The organism is Paraburkholderia atlantica (assembly GCF_000092885.1).
Classification (GTDB): domain Bacteria; phylum Pseudomonadota; class Gammaproteobacteria; order Burkholderiales; family Burkholderiaceae; genus Paraburkholderia; species Paraburkholderia atlantica.
This window is the reverse complement of record NC_014119.1, coordinates 854110-870250: the sequence shown is the minus strand read 5'-3', so window position 1 is coordinate 870250 and position 16141 is coordinate 854110. Positions and strand designations below refer to the sequence as shown.

General features: G+C 62.5%; 16 protein-coding genes. 7 read left to right on the top strand and 9 right to left on the bottom strand.

What is annotated here, in order from left to right; all coding sequences use genetic code 11:
- Window positions 1–757 precede the first annotated feature (757 nt).
- Window positions 758–2257, bottom strand: coding sequence for a trypsin-like peptidase domain-containing protein (locus BC1002_RS31545; protein ID WP_013094032.1), 1500 nt, complete (start codon window positions 2255–2257; stop codon window positions 758–760).
- Window positions 2258–2469: 212 nt separating this feature from the next.
- Here BC1002_RS31545 and BC1002_RS31540 point away from each other — a divergent pair, with 212 nt between their 5' ends.
- Window positions 2470–3300 (top strand): 3-oxoadipate:acetyl-CoA acetyltransferase, encoded by an 831-nt coding sequence (locus BC1002_RS31540; protein ID WP_013094031.1) that lies wholly within the window; start codon window positions 2470–2472, stop codon window positions 3298–3300.
- Window positions 3301–3824: 524 nt separating this feature from the next.
- A complete protein-coding gene (locus tag BC1002_RS31535; RefSeq protein ID WP_013094030.1) occupies window positions 3825–4733 on the top strand; it encodes a LysR family transcriptional regulator in 909 nt (302 codons plus the stop codon).
- 39 nt (window positions 4734–4772) lie between these two features.
- Here the strand turns inward: BC1002_RS31535 and BC1002_RS39990 are convergent, their stop codons facing one another.
- From BC1002_RS39990 to BC1002_RS31510, 5 genes are all read right to left on the bottom strand, one after another.
- Window positions 4773–5087, bottom strand: a complete 315-nt coding sequence (locus tag BC1002_RS39990) for a four-helix bundle copper-binding protein (RefSeq protein ID WP_013094029.1) — start codon at window positions 5085–5087, stop codon at window positions 4773–4775.
- 59 nt (window positions 5088–5146) lie between these two features.
- A complete protein-coding gene (locus tag BC1002_RS31525; protein ID WP_013094028.1) occupies window positions 5147–5854 on the bottom strand; it encodes a succinate dehydrogenase/fumarate reductase iron-sulfur subunit in 708 nt (235 codons plus the stop codon).
- 131 nt (window positions 5855–5985) lie between these two features.
- Window positions 5986–6129: a hypothetical protein gene (locus tag BC1002_RS31520; protein WP_013094027.1), complete on the bottom strand. Its 144-nt coding sequence runs from the start codon at window positions 6127–6129 to the stop codon at window positions 5986–5988.
- 102 nt (window positions 6130–6231) lie between these two features.
- A complete protein-coding gene (locus tag BC1002_RS31515) occupies window positions 6232–6492 on the bottom strand; it encodes a hypothetical protein (RefSeq protein ID WP_013094026.1) in 261 nt (86 codons plus the stop codon).
- A gap of 555 nt (window positions 6493–7047) precedes the next feature.
- Window positions 7048–9339, bottom strand: coding sequence for an FdhF/YdeP family oxidoreductase (locus BC1002_RS31510; RefSeq protein WP_013094025.1), 2292 nt, complete (start codon window positions 9337–9339; stop codon window positions 7048–7050).
- 269 nt (window positions 9340–9608) lie between these two features.
- Between BC1002_RS31510 and BC1002_RS31505 the strand changes: the two genes are divergently transcribed.
- Window positions 9609–9917 (top strand): EthD family reductase, encoded by a 309-nt coding sequence (locus tag BC1002_RS31505; RefSeq protein ID WP_013094024.1) that lies wholly within the window; start codon window positions 9609–9611, stop codon window positions 9915–9917.
- Between the two features lie 62 nt (window positions 9918–9979).
- On the opposite strand, the gene BC1002_RS38080 is transcribed toward BC1002_RS31505, so the two are convergent.
- Together BC1002_RS38080 and BC1002_RS38565 are read right to left on the bottom strand one after the other, a co-directional pair.
- The gene (locus tag BC1002_RS38080) at window positions 9980–10297 is read right to left on the bottom strand and encodes a hypothetical protein (RefSeq protein WP_157874829.1); all 318 of its coding nucleotides are present in this window, start codon (window positions 10295–10297) and stop codon (window positions 9980–9982) included.
- Window positions 10298–10478: 181 nt separating this feature from the next.
- Window positions 10479–10646, bottom strand: coding sequence for a hypothetical protein (locus BC1002_RS38565; RefSeq protein ID WP_193373063.1), 168 nt, complete (start codon window positions 10644–10646; stop codon window positions 10479–10481).
- Window positions 10647–10722: 76 nt separating this feature from the next.
- Here BC1002_RS38565 and BC1002_RS31500 point away from each other — a divergent pair, with 76 nt between their 5' ends.
- The 4 genes from BC1002_RS31500 to BC1002_RS31485 all read left to right on the top strand — a co-directional run bounded on the left by BC1002_RS31500 (window position 10723) and on the right by BC1002_RS31485 (window position 15038).
- Entirely contained in the window at window positions 10723–11220 is a 498-nt protein-coding gene (locus tag BC1002_RS31500) for a hypothetical protein (protein WP_013094023.1), read from the top strand.
- Between the two features lie 274 nt (window positions 11221–11494).
- The gene (locus BC1002_RS31495; protein WP_013094022.1) at window positions 11495–12637 is read left to right on the top strand and encodes a porin; all 1143 of its coding nucleotides are present in this window, start codon (window positions 11495–11497) and stop codon (window positions 12635–12637) included.
- Between the two features lie 12 nt (window positions 12638–12649).
- Entirely contained in the window at window positions 12650–14377 is a 1728-nt protein-coding gene (locus BC1002_RS31490) for a tannase/feruloyl esterase family alpha/beta hydrolase (protein ID WP_013094021.1), read from the top strand.
- Window positions 14378–14522: 145 nt separating this feature from the next.
- A complete protein-coding gene (locus tag BC1002_RS31485) occupies window positions 14523–15038 on the top strand; it encodes a hypothetical protein (RefSeq protein ID WP_013094020.1) in 516 nt (171 codons plus the stop codon).
- 185 nt (window positions 15039–15223) lie between these two features.
- Here BC1002_RS31485 and BC1002_RS31480 read toward each other — a convergent pair whose 3' ends face one another.
- On the bottom strand, window positions 15224–16090 hold the full coding sequence (locus tag BC1002_RS31480) for an MBL fold metallo-hydrolase (RefSeq protein WP_013094019.1): 867 nt from the start codon (window positions 16088–16090) through the stop codon (window positions 15224–15226).
- Window positions 16091–16141: the final 51 nt, after the last annotated feature.

The window sequence follows — 16141 nt, the reverse complement described above, 5'->3', positions numbered from 1 at the left end:
CGACTGCGGCGCAGCAGAATCCGGAATAGCTTTGGCGCCGTCATCGGACGGAGCGGAAAACACAGGCGGAGCGAGTTCAGCAGTGCCAACCGCGGTTGGCTGAGTGGGAGGCGACGGCGGCAGCGCGACATGCCCAGACCACGTCGTGTGTTGTGCTGGCGACGTGGTTTCGATGATCCCGAGCGCCTGATCATCGTCGAATCGATCGATGTGCGCGACCACACCCATCACCGCGATAGCCAACGCGCTTGCCGACGCACCCCAAAGCGCAAGACGTCGGCCTCGCGAAGGCTGTGCGGTATCGATGTCTGCATCCCGCCTACCCGCACCCGAACGCCGAAGCCCGGTCTGCCTGAACATTCCAACACGCTTCGGATCGTTTCGCCTGGTCCTTCCATTCACTACGTTCATCTGCCGTCCCCTTCCGGAGTGCTCATCGAAATGAGCCGCGGTTCGGCCTGTTCGCCCACGGTTCCGCCACGGCAATGGAGAGCCGTGTACCAGCTTTTCTATGCTAAGCCTTTGAGCTATAAAAACGCCCGCCATCTTCGTGGCCGATCTGAACTGATCGCCGGAATCGCCGTCCGGCGCACCTCTCCGCGATCCCGCCATAGTTGGCGTCGACCATGCAGATGCAGCATTCACTGTGCCTGGCTCGAACCCCAATGAAGTTGTGAGATCGTGGACATAGCACGGGAAGCTCCGTTTTGAGCCGCCCGTCAGCCAAGTGCTGAGCATGCGCATGACGCAGCGACGGTCACCTGAGCGTGACGGAGACAAACCGGCGCGCATGTTGACGCTGGATCAGCACCGATATTCCGTTCTTCGCCTTTGCTTCCAGAGCGCTCGCTTGCTCCCGGGATTCGATCAGCTCGCCATTGAGCGACAGGACGATATCGCCAGTGCGAATGCCAGCAGCCGCTGCAGGTCCAGTCACCTGGTCCACCATCATCCCTCCCGGAAGATCACTCGCCCGCTTCTCGTCGTTGTTCAGCGGATGCATCGTCAGGCCAAGGCGATCTGGTGCGGCGCTTGCACTTTGGGCCGGCCCGGGATTCGACGCTGCGCCAGGGGTTTGCACGGCGCTTTGGATTTCGCCGGCCGCGCCGATGATGATTTCAGTCGTCATCGGCTTTTGGCTGCGGATCAGCGTGAGCGTCGTCTTCGTTCCGGGCTGCAGCCCGGCGGCATACTGCGCCAATTCGGCCGAGCGAGCGATCGTCCTGTCGCCAATCTGCGTGATCACGTCGCCAGGCTTCAGGCCACTCGCGGCGGCCGGCGTACCAGGCGTGACGACGTTGACGAGCGCCCCGGCCGGCCGCGGCAAGCCAATGGCCACCGCCAACCCAGGTCCGACGTCCTGAACCTCTACACCAGGAATGCCCGCCGGGCCATTGCTCTGGGTTTGCAACTGCGCTCGCACCTTACTCGCCAGGTTGATCGGAATCGCAAAGGTCAGGCTTGGGTACCGCCCCACGTCCGGATAAACCTGCACGTCGATGCCGATCACCTCGCCCGCCCGATCGAACAGAGGACCGCCCGAATTGTCGGGAGTGGCGGCGACCTCGGTCTGGAAAAAGGAAAAATTGCTGCCGTCCGGCAACACTCGGGAAGTGGCGCTAACAATGCCGGTCGTAACAGTGTTCTGGTAACGGTCGGGCGATCCGATCGTCAGCACCTGTTCACCGACGCGCACGCGCGACGAGTCACCAAGCTTGACGGCCGGCAACGCCGCAGCATCGATCTGAATGACCGCAACGTCGCTGTCTGTGTCGACGACGAGCACCTTGCCTTTGAACTCCCGCCGATCGGTCAGGCTGACCGTGACTTGATCCGCCTGATCCACCACATGAGCGGTGGTCAGAATGAGGCCAGCGGGGCTGATGATGAAACCGGAGCCGGTTCCCGTTGTCACGCGAGCAATATTGCGTTGCGGCTCCGGCGATTGCGGCGCAACGCCGCTGAAAAACGCGGCTATCGGATCGTGGGGGCCGATGTCCTCGGGCGCCGGCGCCGATGTCTGCTTCTCTGGAGCCGTTGCGCGGATATGAACGACAGCCGGCCCGTATCGCTCGACGATGGTGGGGAAATCAGAGGGCGTCGCCGCATTGGCCGGTGCAACCAACTTCCCCTCGGCGGGCTGGGGTGACGCGATGTCGGCGGCAATCGCCGCTGGCAAGAGCCACGGACAGCCGCACAGAAGTCCAGCTACCACGGCAGCATGGAGCAAGGTGCGAGTCAAGGTCCGGCGGAACACGGCGCCTCCGAGGCGGTCGTCATACCAGCGTACCGACGTCTGAAGCGACCAAGGCCAACAGCGTTGGCGAACAGAACAGACGCTGATAAACAAGTTTAGCCCTCTGGCGGCGCTCCGGTGTGACAGGGCTTGTCCCCTTCCTCGGCACTATCAGTTGCACCCTTTTGAACTAGACTTGGAAAATACGAAAATCTGGAACGGGAGTGTTAGCCATGAGTGAACCGTGCATCATCTCCGTTGCCATCACGGGCTCAGTTCCCCGCAAGAAGGACAACCCCGCCGTGCCGATCACGATCTCCGAGCAGATCGAAAGCACCCACGAAGCGTACGAAGCCGGGGCATCCCTGGTTCATCTGCACGTGCGCGACGAACAGGAGAACTCGAGTTCCGACCGATCGAGTTTCGCCGCACTTCAGGACGGCATCCGGAAGCACTGCCCTGACATCATCATTCAGTTTTCGACGGGCGGCCGTGGCCGTTCGTTCGAGCAACGCGGCGCGATGCTCGACCTGCGCCCGGATATGGCGTCGCTCGCAACGGGCTCCGTCAATTTCCCGACTACCGTCTATGAAAATCCACCGGACTTCGTGCGCGCGCTTGCGCAAACGATGCTCGACTACGACGTCAAACCGGAAATCGAAATCTTCGATCTGGCGATGTTGTACAGCACGGCAGATCTCGTCCAGCAAGGGCTGCTGAAGTCTCCGGTGCACGTTCAATTCGTGATGGGTGTAAAGAATGCACTGCCCGCGCGTCGCGAGATTCTCGAGTTCGAGGTCCAGCAACTCAAGACGCTATTGCCGGATGCAACATGGACCGCCGCTGGTATCGGACGGCATCAGTTGGAGGTCAATCATTGGACTCTCGAAATGGGCGGGCACTGCCGCACTGGCCTCGAAGACAATGTGCGCTGGGACAAGGACACGCTGGCAAAGAGCAATGCGCAACTCGTTGCACGGGTAGCCGCTTTGTGTGGCGAATATGGCCGGCCGGTGGCAAGTGCGGCCAAAGCGCGTGAGATGCTCGATCTTCCCGCCAGGTAGCCCGACCTGACGGGCCACTCGCTCCCGTCCGGCGTCCGCGTGGCGAACGTTGCGCCGCTCGTGACGCGGGCCGAACTGACCTCGCAGGGCACAGGGGTTGGCGATAACGTCGTCGGATTCTGGAATGGCCCGGCCACGTATGCTCAGTCGGGCTCATATGCGGCGACAAATTCCGCAGGCATCGATCAGACCGGTACGCAGACGTGCTCGCCAGCCTGCCCGTATCCCGCGCTCACATCCCGCATTACCCGAAACTTCGATCTTTCCTCGAACTACGGTCCGATTTCGATCGATGCTCACTGGAACGTGACTCAGTGACTTTCCAGACCTGGTCCACGGCGCTAGACGCGAACGCGCCGCAATGACGAGGCGAGTGCCCGGAGCCAGTTCTTCGACTGGCTCCGGGCAGTAGGTATTCGCTCAATGCCCTCGGCGTCGGCTGCGCTACGTTTCCAGGTTTTGCGGCCCGACCGCATAATCGCGCTACGATACGCGTCGCACTTTGTCGAATCTCATACCCCGTCATGCTCGAACGCTTTCACCTCACCCTGATCCGCGAAGTGGACCGGCTAGGCTCGCTCACGGCGGCAGCCGGTGCGCTGCATCTGACGCAATCAGCGTTGAGCCATACCGTCAGGAAGCTCGAGCAGCAGCTCGGCACGCCGGTATGGGAACGTGACGGCCGCAACCTGCGCCTCACGCAGGCCGGCCAGTATCTGCTGTCGCTCGCTGACCGGCTGCTGCCGCAGTTCGAGCACGCCGAAGCGCGCATGAAGCAATACGCGAACGGCGAGCGCGGCACACTGCGCATCGGCATGGAATGTCATCCGTGTTATCAGTGGCTGCTGAAGGTCGTGTCGCCGTACCTCGCGCGCTGGCCCGATGTCGACGTCGACGTCAAGCAGCGCTTCCAGTTCGGCGGCATCGGCGCGTTGTTCGGCTACGACATCGACGTGCTCGTCACGCCTGATCCGCTGAAGCGGCCCGGCCTCAGCTTCGAACCCGTGTTCGACTACGAGCAGGTGCTGGTCGTGGCCGACGGGCATCGGCTGGCCAACGCGCGCTACGTGGAGCCCGAACAGCTCGTCGATGAAACGCTGATCACCTATCCGGTCGACACCGACCGCCTCGACATCTACAACCTGTTCCTGCGCCCCGCCGACGTCGCCCCGCGCCGTCACAAGACGATCGAAACCACCGACATCATGCTGCAGATGGTCGCAAGCAATCGCGGCGTCGCCGCGCTGCCGCGCTGGCTCGCCGTCGAATACGCGGACCGTATGCCGGTGGTCAGCGTGAAGCTCGGCAAGGCCGGCATCGCCAAGCAGATTTTTCTCGGCACGCGCGATGCCGATGCGTCGCTCGACTATCTGGGTTCGTTCGTCGAATTCGCGCGCAAGTCGAGCTGGAAGGGCTCGAAGCCACGGCGCTGAAGGTTGGGTATCGCGGGGCGCGCGGGGACCCGCGTGCCGTCATAGCGCGCGACACGCTTCCGCGCAACGGCGACACGCATCGCTGCAATCCTGGCAATGCTGCGCCGGATGGCGAGCGCATTCGTCGGCGCAGGTATCGCACAAGCGCGCGCAGAGGTCACAGAAATCACGCATGAACTGCGTGTCGCGCGCGAGGGCCTCCGACGTCAACCGGCACAGCGACGCGCAATCCATGTCGAGCCGGATGCATTTTTCCATTTCATCGATATGCCGCTCCGCGATGCATGCGGAGTAACACCGGGTGCAGGCGCTCGCGCAATGGTCGAGCGCGTCGATACAGTCCTGGGGGGTCATTGCGGTTCCTTGGCAGTCTCGTAGCGCAGTAAAACAGCAATCGCCATGCCGTCTCGAGATCACACCGTGCGACGCGTGAGCATCGTGCGTATTTCGCCGATCGCGCGCGCTGGATTCAGCCCCTTCGGGCACACGTCCACGCAGTTCATGATGGTGCGGCAACGAAACAGCCGGTAGGCGTCTTCGAGATTCGTCAATCGCGCGGCCGTGTCCTTGTCGCGCGAATCCGCGATAAACCGGAAGGCCTGCAACAGGCCCGCGGGACCGACGAACTTGTCCGGGTTCCACCAGAAGCTCGGGCACGACGACGAACAGCACGCGCACAGAATGCATTCGTACAGCCCATCGAGCTGGTCCCGCTCCTGCGGTGACTGCGGGCGTTCGCGCTCGGGTGGCGGATCGTCGTTGACGAGCCACGGCTTGATCGAATGGTATTGATTGAAAAACGGCGTCATGTCGACGATCAGATCGCGGATTACCGGCAAGCCCGGCAACGGCCGCAGCACGATGTGCTTCGGCAGTTCCTGCATGTTGGTCAGACACGCAAGCCCGTTCTTGCCGTTGATGTTCATCGCGTCCGAGCCGCAGATGCCCTCGCGGCAAGAGCGGCGATAAGCCAGCGACTCGTCCATCGCCTTGATCGCGCCGAGCACGTCGAGCAGCATGCGCTCGCCGGGTCCCAGTTCGACCTCGTATTGCTGCAGACGCGGGCGCTCGTCGGCGTCCGGGTCGTACCGGTAGATATCGACAGTTCGAAGATCGTTCATGGTCGCTCCGATCGCGGAGCGCACGCACGCGCCCCGTCGCAGCGCGAGCAGGCGGTACGCGCCCGCTCGCTGCCGAGGATGAGATGTGGGTCGTGAGGCATGGGCCGCGGTAGGGTCCGCGGCTGCCCGCGTCAACCGTCCTCGCCCACTTCCTGCGGCTCGGGCAGATCGGGGAGGTCTTCAGTGGTTGGTGGCTCCGGTTGGCCCGGCATGTTCGGCAGGTCCGTGTCGTCGTTGGCGGGCGTCTGTTGCACGGAAGGCTGCGTTGCGCTCATGGTCTGCTCCTTCAGGTTTCGTTCGATATGCCTGTCAGTGAGCATGCCGCAGACCCGCGACGCACCGCGATCGGCCAGGGACGCCGATGCGGTGCATGGACCTCAAGGGATCGGCATCGGACGATTGGCGGCCGCTCCGTCCCGACCGCCGTTTTCGAGTGCCTGCAAGCGGTGTATGAGTTCGCCCCTGAGCTGATGCAGCAGCGACAGCTCGCGCCGAGTCGTGTCGAGCGCATCGCGTAGCAGGGGCTCGTCACTCCGGGCGAGGCTTCCTTCCATTTTGGCTAGCGCTGAGGTTCGCACCCTGATCTCGGTGCTTACGTTGATCGTCTCCACCAGCACATCTTCAATGCGTTCTGTCATTGTCTCCCCCAACCGTCGGGTTATTTGCCTTCCAATCCGATGCGTAAGCCTCCTTCGAGCGGTACCGTGAAAAAGGCGATCAGCCGGCATTGCGGCGTGATCGCCATAAGCGCTTCTGGAGAAACGCTGTCCCCGAATCCGTAGGGGACGTCGCAGTATACGAACCCTATGCGGCTTCGTAGGATGTTCATAACTGCTGGGTAACGGACACTACCGATCACGCTGCGCGCGCGACGGCGGCGCGTTCGGGGCCACGTGCGTCGCGTGATTTGGGAGGCAGCCTGGGCGCATTTCCGATAGCCGTTTTCGGCCGGAAACTGTCCTCATCGGACTACACGCGAAACCTTTCGCCCTTTGCCAGCTTGCCGATCCGGGTACCGTACGCAACTCATGCTTTATCAACAGGCGGCGTACGTGCTACGCGCCGCTGGCGCGACTATGATGAAAGTGGGCACGCGCTTATCATGCCCTTCACGCGCTGCCCGGGTGTAATTCAGCGGCCGGCACAGGTAACGATGCCGGCCTTTTTGTTTCTGCTTGCACCCGAAGCGCTGATCACCGCGTGGCCGCCAGCACGCGCACCGGAATCGACTTGGCGCCCGGCACCTTGCTCTCTTTCGCGTAGTGCCACAGCGGCAGCAGCGGATTGCATTCCGGGTAATAGCCGCCGATGCAACCCTGCGGCACGTCGAACGGCACGACGCTCAGCCCGTCGACGCGGCGCTCGACGCCGTCGTCCGCGATCGTCTCGAGGCCGATGCGGTCGCCGTGCGCGAGCCCGCGCTTCTCCATGTCGGCGGGATTCATCAGAATCACCATGCGCGAACCCTTGATGCCTCTGAAGCGGTCGTCGAGGCCATAAATGGTCGTGTTGAACTGGCTGTCGCTGCGCAGGGTCATCAAGCGCAGCGAATCGGGCTCACGCTCGGGCATGTCCGGATCTTCGCCGATCGAAGTCGGCACCGTGAATTCGGCCTTGCCGCTGCTGGTCTTCCACTTGCGCTCGCGCGCGGGTAACGGCCGCATCACGCCGCCGGGTATCCACATGCGCGCCTCGAAATCGCCGAACATCTCGGGCCACGTCTTCGCCATTTCCAGCCGCACGCGCGAATAGTCGTCGCGCCATGCGTCCCAGTCGACGCTCGAGCGCTCGCCGAGCGTCGCCTTCGCGATGCCCGCGACGATGAACGGCTCCGAGCGGATCGTCGGCGCGGCCGGTTCGACCATGCCGCGTGAGCCGTGAAAGTGCGCCGTGCTGTCTTCCATCGACACCGCCTGCGCTCCGCCCGCCTGGCGGTCGATCTCGATGCGGCTCAGGCACGGCAGCAGGTACGAGCGCTGACCATGCACCAGGTGGCTGCGATTGAGCTTGGTCGCCACATTGACGGTCAGCCCGAGCGCGGCCCACGCCGGTTCGGTGCGCACCCGGTCGGGCACCGAGCGCACGAGGTTGCCGCCGAGGTTGATCATCGCGTTGACCTTGCCGTCGAGCATCGCCTCGAAGGCCTCGACGATGTTCATGCCTTTCTCGCGCGGCGGCTCGAACGAAAACTGCCTGGCCAGCTGATCGAGCGGCGCGAGTTCCGGCTTTTCTGTGATGCCGACGGTGCGCTGACCCTGCACGTTCGAATGGCCGCGCACCGGCGACGGCCCCGCGCCCGGCTTGCCGACATTGCCGCGCAGCAGCAGCAGATTGCTCAGCATGCGCACGTTCTGCACGCCCATCCGATGCTGCGTGAGACCCATGCCGTAGTGGATGATCACCGCATTCGCCTTCATGTATTCGTCGGCGGCCGCTTCGAGCGCGGCGCGCGGCAAGCCGCTCACCCGCTCGATGTCGTCCCAGCTCGCCGCGCGCGCGTACTGCGCAAATGGCTCGTAGCCGTTCGTATGCTCGCGGATGAAATCGACGTCGACGACGCGCGCGCCGCCCGTGCTGACCGCACGATCGTCCGCTTCGATGACGAGCTTGCAGATGCCGAGAATCGCGGCGGTATCGCCACCCGTCTTCACCTGGTGGTATTGGGTGCTGATCTGCGTATCGGTGGGTGTGAGCATGTCGACCGGTGACTGCGGGTTTGCGAAATGCAGCAGCCCCGGCTCGCGCAAAGGATTGAACGTGATGATCGGCACACCACGCTTGCGCGCCTCCTGCAACTGATGCAGCATGCGCGGGCTATTCGTACCGACGTTCTGGCCGAAGAAGAACATCAGGTCGGTCTTCTCGAAGTCGTCGAGCGAGATCGTGCCGACGCCGACGCCAATCGCTTCCTTGAGCCCGACGCTGGTGCTCTCGTGGCACATGTTCGAGCTGTCGGGCAGATTGTTGGTGCCGTACATGCGCGCGAAAAGCTGCAGCATGTACGAAGTTTCCAGCGATGCGCGGCCCGACGTGTAGAACACCACGCTGGCCGGGTCGAGCGTGCGCAGCTCGGCGCCGATCGCATCGAATGCCTGCTGCCATGGCACTGGCACGTAGCGGTCGGTGGCCGGGTCGTAGCGCAGCGGCTCGGTCAGCCGCCCCGCTTCCTCGAGATCGTGGTCATGCCACTTCGCAAGCTCGCTGACGGTGTGGACCTCGAAGAAGTCCGGCGTTACGCGTTTGGCCGTCAGATCCCACGCAGTGGCTTTCGCGCCGCTTTCGCAGAACTCGAACGTATGCGGATCGGCCGGCTTCGCCCACGAGCAGCTGACACACATGAAACCGTCGGGCTTGTTTTGATGCATCAGAACCTGGCTATCCTTCAGCGGTGCTTTTTCACGAAGCAGGATCGTCGCGACCGCCTTGACGGAACCCCATCCACCCGATGCGTATGGATATGCAGCGCTTTTGGCTTCATTGCTCATGAGTCCACCCGTCTGGTCAAGAAATGTCAAGTCTTGATCGATTAGCACGTCGTGTTCCCGGCTGCGGCGTCGGGCAAATCGCTGAGCCACCAGCGGAGCAACTGACACGACCCGAGCTGATCGACGCCTCAGAACTGGCTTGAACTCTCGCGGGGGTGTCATAGACTCAACGAGCTGTCCATCGGCTCGGCCGCGGACGGTGTTACGCATCTGTGTCCAGCTCGAGAAGCAAACCATCCTTTCAAGGTCCACTTACAGGAGACAGAACCATGGCCCAGCTTGTCGCGCTTTACAAAAAACCAATCGATACCAAAGCGTTCGATGACTATTACGCGTCGACCCATGCGCCACTGGCGAAGACCCTGCCGGGCTTGAAAAGTTACGAGATCAGTGCGGGGCCGGTGGTGTTGGCGCAAGGCGACTCGCCTTACCATCTCGTCGCCATGCTTCGCTTCGACTCGGTCGACGCCATCAAATCGGCATTTGACTCGCCCGAAGGACAGGCGACTGCGGCAGACCTCGGCAACTTCGCGCAGGCAGGTGTGGATCTTCTGATGTTTGACACTAGAGAGGCGTAGTGCGCCGGACCATAGCGTAGTCGAATGGCCGGCGCTCGGACCGGAGCACGCGTCGAGGCGAATTACCGTGAACAACGTTCCAAAGCAGCTACTGCTCTGTGGGTCGCTTCGACGATTTCCACGCACTCTGCGTGACGACGGGTGTGCTCGATCGTTGAACATTCCCCGGCGCGGTTCACTTGCGCAAGATCGGCGCGAGCCTTTTCCAGCGCTGCCGACGGTGATCCATTGTCTGCAATCAGCTTCGCCAGATCGAAGACGGTGCCGGAAGACAGTTCCACGTACGCGGGGCAGGCAGCACTGGCGGCGCCGCTGCACATCGAGAACCCAGCAATAGCAAATACAACGTGTCGTGCGACGCTTTCAGTCAGATTACTCATAGCAGATCCTATTTGCTTCTTACCGGGGCCCAAGCCGATTCGTTGGCTGTTTGTTCACCAGCGCCGGCAACGCAAGCTCTGTGGCTCCCGCATCCAGCATTCCCGAACACAGACGCGACCCCATCCGCAAACGTCCTATCAACGGATTAAAAGTTTACTCAGGCGCGAGCAATGTTCTGATTCATGCGGAAGCAGTTGTCGGGATGATGGAAGCCAGCCGCGAATAATTGTCACCATAGGCTTCCTTCACCCGTTCGTCGCCTTCATCACCGAGGTTGTTTGCATAGACACCGCCTAATGAGTACGGCCTCAGCGCTTCCCATATGCTGCGCGCCCATTGGACGTTCACCGCATCTTCTGCCGGTTCGTCCCAGATGGCAACGGGAAAGCAGTCGAAGCAGGCGTCGCGATGCTGGTAGGCGGTCGTGGACCCGGCGACGCGGGCAAAGATTCTGGCGTGCGGCGACGTGGACCGCGCCGCTGAGCGCTTCGAACATGCTTTCGCGCTGGGGTGTCAGCTTGGTGACCCCTGCTGGGAAGGCATCGCCGGCCGCGGCATCGGACGTGTGGCGATTGCGCGAGGTGAACCGCGACGCGCCGTCGAAATCCTGATCGATGCGATTGCGCGTAGCTCTCGCCTTCCCGATGCTTACCTCTGGGGCAAGGGCTATGCACTCGATGTGCTGTGCGGTCTGGCGGTCGCGCACGCCATGCCGCAAGCATCGGCCTGGATCGACGAGATGCCGAACCTCGCGGTGCGCAGCGGCATGCGCGAACTATCCATGCGCTCGCTTCTTCACCGGGCCGCGCTCGGCGACGAAGCGAGTGGCGCTGCGGCGCGGCTCATCGCCTGCGAAATCGACAATCCGGCATTGCCGACACTAGCCGACACCGTTCGACCGGCCCGTTCACTTTTTCGATAGCGGCCAATTCCGCGCCTCCGAACCCTGGGGAATCTACCGAACACTTCGCGCTTGCGTTGTCAGGGTACCTGATATCAAATACGGAACTATCACGACGGACGGACGGGCGCGTCTTTCAGGACGCGCTTAATTTTATCCACAATATCAGCCCACCTGATATTAAGCAGCCATGCATATGCTGTTGCGCCGGCCCCGAGCGAAAGACCGAGTCGTACCCAAGATCCACAACCGCAGTTCAACAAAAAAAGCAAACAACAGGTCCGGAGATATCACCATGCAATTGAAGTCGACTCACGTCCTCATGTTCGGTGCGCTCTGCGCGATGAGCGCAGGGGCCTTGGCGCAATCGAGCGTCACGTTGTACGGCATCGTTGACACAGGGATCGAGTATGTGTCGCATGCGAACGCGAACGGCGATAGCATCGTTCGCATGCCATCCGTTACCGGAGAGTTCCCCTCACGCTGGGGGTTGCGTGGCAACGAAGATCTTGGCGGCGGCTACAGCGCTGTCTTCACTCTCGAAAGCGGCTTCAACCTTCGCGACGGCAGTTCTGGACAGGGCGGCCGGCTGTTTGGACGCCAGGCGTTCATCGGCGTGAAGAGCCCGTATGGGACGCTCGCGTTCGGCCGTCAGTACACGATGACCTATCTGGCGATTCAGGGCGCCGACATCATCGGTCCGGACATTTACGGCATGGGCTCGCTGGATGCCTATGTGCCCAACGCGCGCACCGACAACTCGATCACCTATCTCGGCTCGTACAAAGGCTTCACGTTGGGCGTGGGCTATTCATTCGCACGGGACGCTGCGGGTACCGGCAACTCGCCGGGACAAGGAACCTGTGCCGGCTCCGTTCCGGGCCACGCCACGGAATGCCGCGATTGGTCCGCAATGCTCAAGTACGACTCGCAATATTTCGGCGCTGCCGCGTCGTACGAGGAGCAACGCGGCGGCGCAACCGCAGCCGCCAACTTCTTCGACGGTATTGCGCCGACACCTCTGATCAACGCCGCGGACAAGGACGCCCGCACGCAACTGAGCGCCTATGCACAGTACGCAGGCGCGAAGATCGGCGCAGGCTGGATTGGACGCCGCGTTGTGACCCAGTCGCCGGCCGTACCCAATATCCGTTCGGACCTGTTCTTCCTCGGCGCTTCATACATGGTCACGCCTGCATTCCTCCTCGATGGCGAAGTGTTTCGCGTCATCAATAGCGACCACGATACCCGCGCCACGATGGGAACGTTACGCACCACCTATCTGCTGAGCAAGCGTTCGTCGGTCTACGCGCAGGCTGCGTATCTGGCGAACAGTGCGAAGGCGCGCTATTCGGTCAGTGGCGGCGGTAGCGGGACCACGCCGGGCGCGGGCATGGGTCAAACAGGCGTGATGGTCGGCATCAAACACATGTTCTGATAAGGGTCGCAAATGAAACGAACCTCAATTGCTCTGTGCGTATCGGCCGTGTCCGCGATGCTGGCGGCCTGCGGCGGCGGTTCCGACTCGCTCTCCACCAATGCGACGCAATTGCCTCGGCTTTCCGCGGCACAACCCGCGACGCTGTCGGGAGACTGCGCCGCGCTCGCCGCCAGGTTGACGTTTGCCAACACGACCTTCACCTCCGTCTCCGACGTGCCGGCAGGAACGCTCACGGTGGCGGGAAAGTCAGTCCCCGAACATTGCGTGATCGAAGGGAAAATGAATCAACGCACGAGCGCCGTCGACGGCCAGACTTATGCGATCGGTTTTGAAATGCGGCTGCCAATCGCGTGGAATGGTCGCTTTTTCTATCAGGCCAACGGTGGTCTCGACGGCAATGTGACACCAGCTACGGGGGTGCTCAGTGGCGGTGGCCCGCTGAACAACGCTCTAAACATGGGCTTCGCCGTGATCAGTTCGGATGCCGGTCATTCCGGGTCGCAAAACCCGCTCTTCGGTCTCGATCCCCAGGCGCGTCTCGACTATGGCTATAACGCCGTTGCTACGCTGACGCCAATGGCCAAGCAGGTGATCAGGCTGGCCTATGGCAAGGGCCCCGACCGCAGCTACTTCGAAGGCTGCTCGAACGGCGGCCGTCATGCGATGGTCGCCGCATCCAGATCTTTCGCGGATTACGACGGCATCATTGCCGGAGACCCCGGCTTTCATTTGCCGAAGGCGGCGATCGGGGAATTATGGAGCGCGCAACAGCTCGCTACCGTTGCGACCGCTACGACCTCGTCCGGCATTGCCGATATCACCACCGGCTTGACGGCTACCGAAAGGCAGCTGATCGCATCGAAGATCATCGCGAAGTGTGATTCGCTCGACGGTGTGGCGGACGGAATGGTCCAGGACATCAAAGCGTGCCAGGCGAACTTCAATCTGGCCACTGACGTACCGACGTGTTCGAGCAATGGTCGCGACGGCAGCTGTCTTACGGCGGCTCAAAAGCTGGCCGTTGGAAACATATTCTCTGGGGCGAAAAACAGCGCCGGCACGGCGCTCTATGCGAGCTTTCCGTATGACGTCGGTATCAACGGATCAGGCTGGGCCGCGTGGAAGCAAGGCAATTCCATCAGCCTTGATCCGGCCGCGGCAGCCTTCGTGTTTACGTCGCCGCCGCAAAGCGCTTCGATCCTCGGTTCGATGGGTGCCTACGGTCTGAACTTCAGCATGGACAGTGATGCGCCGAAGATCTTCGCAACGAGCGGTGTCTATGCCGAGTCTTCGTGGTCATTCATGACGCCGCCGAACGAAACTGATTTGAGCGGTCTGCGGAGCCGGGGCGCGAAGTTGATCGTCTATCACGGAACGAGCGATCCGGTGTTCTCGTCGAACGATACGACCGACTGGTATCAGCGCTTGTCGACGGCTAGTGGCGGAGACGCGAGCAATTTCGCGCGGCTCTTTACGGTAGCAGGGATGAATCACTGCAGCGGCGGTCCGACGGCCGATCAGTTCGACATGCTGACGCCCATGGTGGCATGGGTCGAGCAAGGGCAAGCGCCGAACCGGGTCATCGCGACGGCTCGCGACACCAGCAACGCGATTCCGAATAGCGAAGTGCCGACCAGCTGGGGTGCCGGGCGCACGCGTCCGCTCTGCGCGTATCCGAAGGTGGCCCGCTACACCAGCGGAGACGTGAACTCGGCAAGCAGTTTCACTTGCAGCTAAGGCACTGACTGTGGGGGAAATCGGCGCAGTCGGCTCCGGCCGATGCGCCGTCCCGTCGGTGCGGAACGCGCGATGCTGCTCCTTGCGCATACCTCTGTCCGCGATCATCGGGCGTGCGTTTGCGCGCCCGCACTGGAGCGCTGCCATGAAAATGCGCGAGTACAAAATCGGTTCGCCGTGGTATCAGGCCGCCTGTGCGACGCTACGCCGGGCCGTTCCATCGGGGCTATTGGCTGGATGCCTGTCGGCGGCGACGGCCTCGGCGGCATCCACGGACGCATCGGGCAGCCCGCTCGCGCCGATCAATGCGGTCACTCACTCCATGTGGCCACAACGCGCGCTGCGCGAACGCGGCTTCAGCATCCGCCATACGGTGACCGGCTTCGCTATCCATCAGGCGGCCGCCATCTTCTGGGCATTGCTGTTCGAGCAGCTCGTTGACCGGATGGCCGGCCCTGTCCCGTCACGACGGCCCGGCGCCACCGCGGTAGCCGCCGCCGCGACCGTGGCCAGCGCGTATGTGGTCGACTACAAGGTGGTGCCCAACAGGCTCACGCCGGGATTCGAGGCGCACCTGTCGCGTCGCTCGCTCGCCAACGTCTACGTGGTGCTCGGCGCCGGCCTGCTCACGGCCGCGCTGCTGCGGCGGCCCGATCGATGAAGACTGCGCTCGCAAAAAAAGCGACCAGCCTTTGCCCGGCATGGTCGCCGCAAGCGCATTTGAGAACGCTGTCCCCACGAGTCCAAGCGGAGGACAAGATCAGTATAGGAAACACGTCCGCGCCGCAGGCTGTCCGTAAGCCCTGCGCCGCGGACAGTTCGCTACGCGAAACACGTGTCGCCCGATCATCCCGCCATCTGCTCCGCCGGCCCCGCCACTGAACGGCCGGCAAGCCGCTCGAATTCGTCGACGTCGTGGCTGCAAAAAATCCTCAACCCGGGACTCGCGCGCTTCGCCAGATCGCGCAGTCGGCGCTGGTTGTACAGTCGTGCCGCGCGGTCCTTTTCGAGCAACCACTGATAAAAGCGCAAACCGGGCGCGCAATGCGGACGCACCGGGTCGAGTTCGCCCGTGTCGAAATAGGCGTCGCCCGCGAGCAGCAACCAGCCGCCGTCGCCGTGCACCGCGACGCCCGCGTGACCATAGGTATGGCCTCGTAGCGGCACTAGTGCGATCTCGCTCGCGAGTTCCTCGATCGGATGGACCTTCGCGAAGCCTTCCCAGCGCTCGGTGTATTGCGGCGAATGCACGCGCCACATGTTCTGGTACGACCACTGCTGCGGCCTGTAGCGCTGCCGGTCGAGCCAGGTCTTCTGTTGTGCCGCGTATTGACGCTCGCTCGCGAGCATATGCACGGTCGCGTGCGGAAAGTCGTCGAGCCCGCCCGCATGGTCGAAATCGAGGTGTGTCATCACGATGTGGCGCACGTCGGCTGGGTCGAGGCCGAGCCGCTCGATCTGCCTGATCGCCGTCATTTCATTCCGGAACTCTGGCTTCAGCAGCCTCAGAAAGAATTTGCCGAGGCGCGAATAAGGATCGGCGACATCGCGCAGACCGAAACCGGTATCGACGAGCACGAGCCCCGCCGGACTTTCGACGAGCAGACAATGGCAGGCCAAACGCCCGCGGCGGACCAACGATGCGGGTTGCCCGTTGAACAGCATGCCGCACAACGGGCAGGTCGAAATGCAGTTCAGATGGTGCACTTTCATGCCGCACTCCCCGTCTCGGTGACTGCATTTCAGCTTGTCGATTCCGCGGCA

What these genes read in the sequence shown, in the direction of transcription:
- BC1002_RS31525 (WP_013094028.1), bottom strand. Translation starts at nt 5,854, where the DNA reads ATGAACGATCTTCGAACTGTCGATATCTACCGGTACGACCCGGACGCC.
- BC1002_RS31495 (WP_013094022.1), top strand. Translation starts at nt 11,495, where the DNA reads ATGCAATTGAAGTCGACTCACGTCCTCATGTTCGGTGCGCTCTGCGCG.
- BC1002_RS31515 (WP_013094026.1), bottom strand. Translation starts at nt 6,492, where the DNA reads ATGACAGAACGCATTGAAGATGTGCTGGTGGAGACGATCAACGTAAGC.
- BC1002_RS31490 (WP_013094021.1), top strand. Translation starts at nt 12,650, where the DNA reads ATGAAACGAACCTCAATTGCTCTGTGCGTATCGGCCGTGTCCGCGATG.
- BC1002_RS31480 (WP_013094019.1), bottom strand. Translation starts at nt 16,090, where the DNA reads ATGAAAGTGCACCATCTGAACTGCATTTCGACCTGCCCGTTGTGCGGC.
- BC1002_RS38080 (WP_157874829.1), bottom strand. Translation starts at nt 10,297, where the DNA reads ATGAGTAATCTGACTGAAAGCGTCGCACGACACGTTGTATTTGCTATT.
- BC1002_RS31535 (WP_013094030.1), top strand. Translation starts at nt 3,825, where the DNA reads ATGCTCGAACGCTTTCACCTCACCCTGATCCGCGAAGTGGACCGGCTA.
- BC1002_RS31540 (WP_013094031.1), top strand. Translation starts at nt 2,470, where the DNA reads ATGAGTGAACCGTGCATCATCTCCGTTGCCATCACGGGCTCAGTTCCC.
- BC1002_RS31520 (WP_013094027.1), bottom strand. Translation starts at nt 6,129, where the DNA reads ATGAGCGCAACGCAGCCTTCCGTGCAACAGACGCCCGCCAACGACGAC.
- BC1002_RS39990 (WP_013094029.1), bottom strand. Translation starts at nt 5,087, where the DNA reads ATGACCCCCCAGGACTGTATCGACGCGCTCGACCATTGCGCGAGCGCC.
- BC1002_RS31485 (WP_013094020.1), top strand. Translation starts at nt 14,523, where the DNA reads ATGAAAATGCGCGAGTACAAAATCGGTTCGCCGTGGTATCAGGCCGCC.
- BC1002_RS31510 (WP_013094025.1), bottom strand. Translation starts at nt 9,339, where the DNA reads ATGAGCAATGAAGCCAAAAGCGCTGCATATCCATACGCATCGGGTGGA.
- BC1002_RS31505 (WP_013094024.1), top strand. Translation starts at nt 9,609, where the DNA reads ATGGCCCAGCTTGTCGCGCTTTACAAAAAACCAATCGATACCAAAGCG.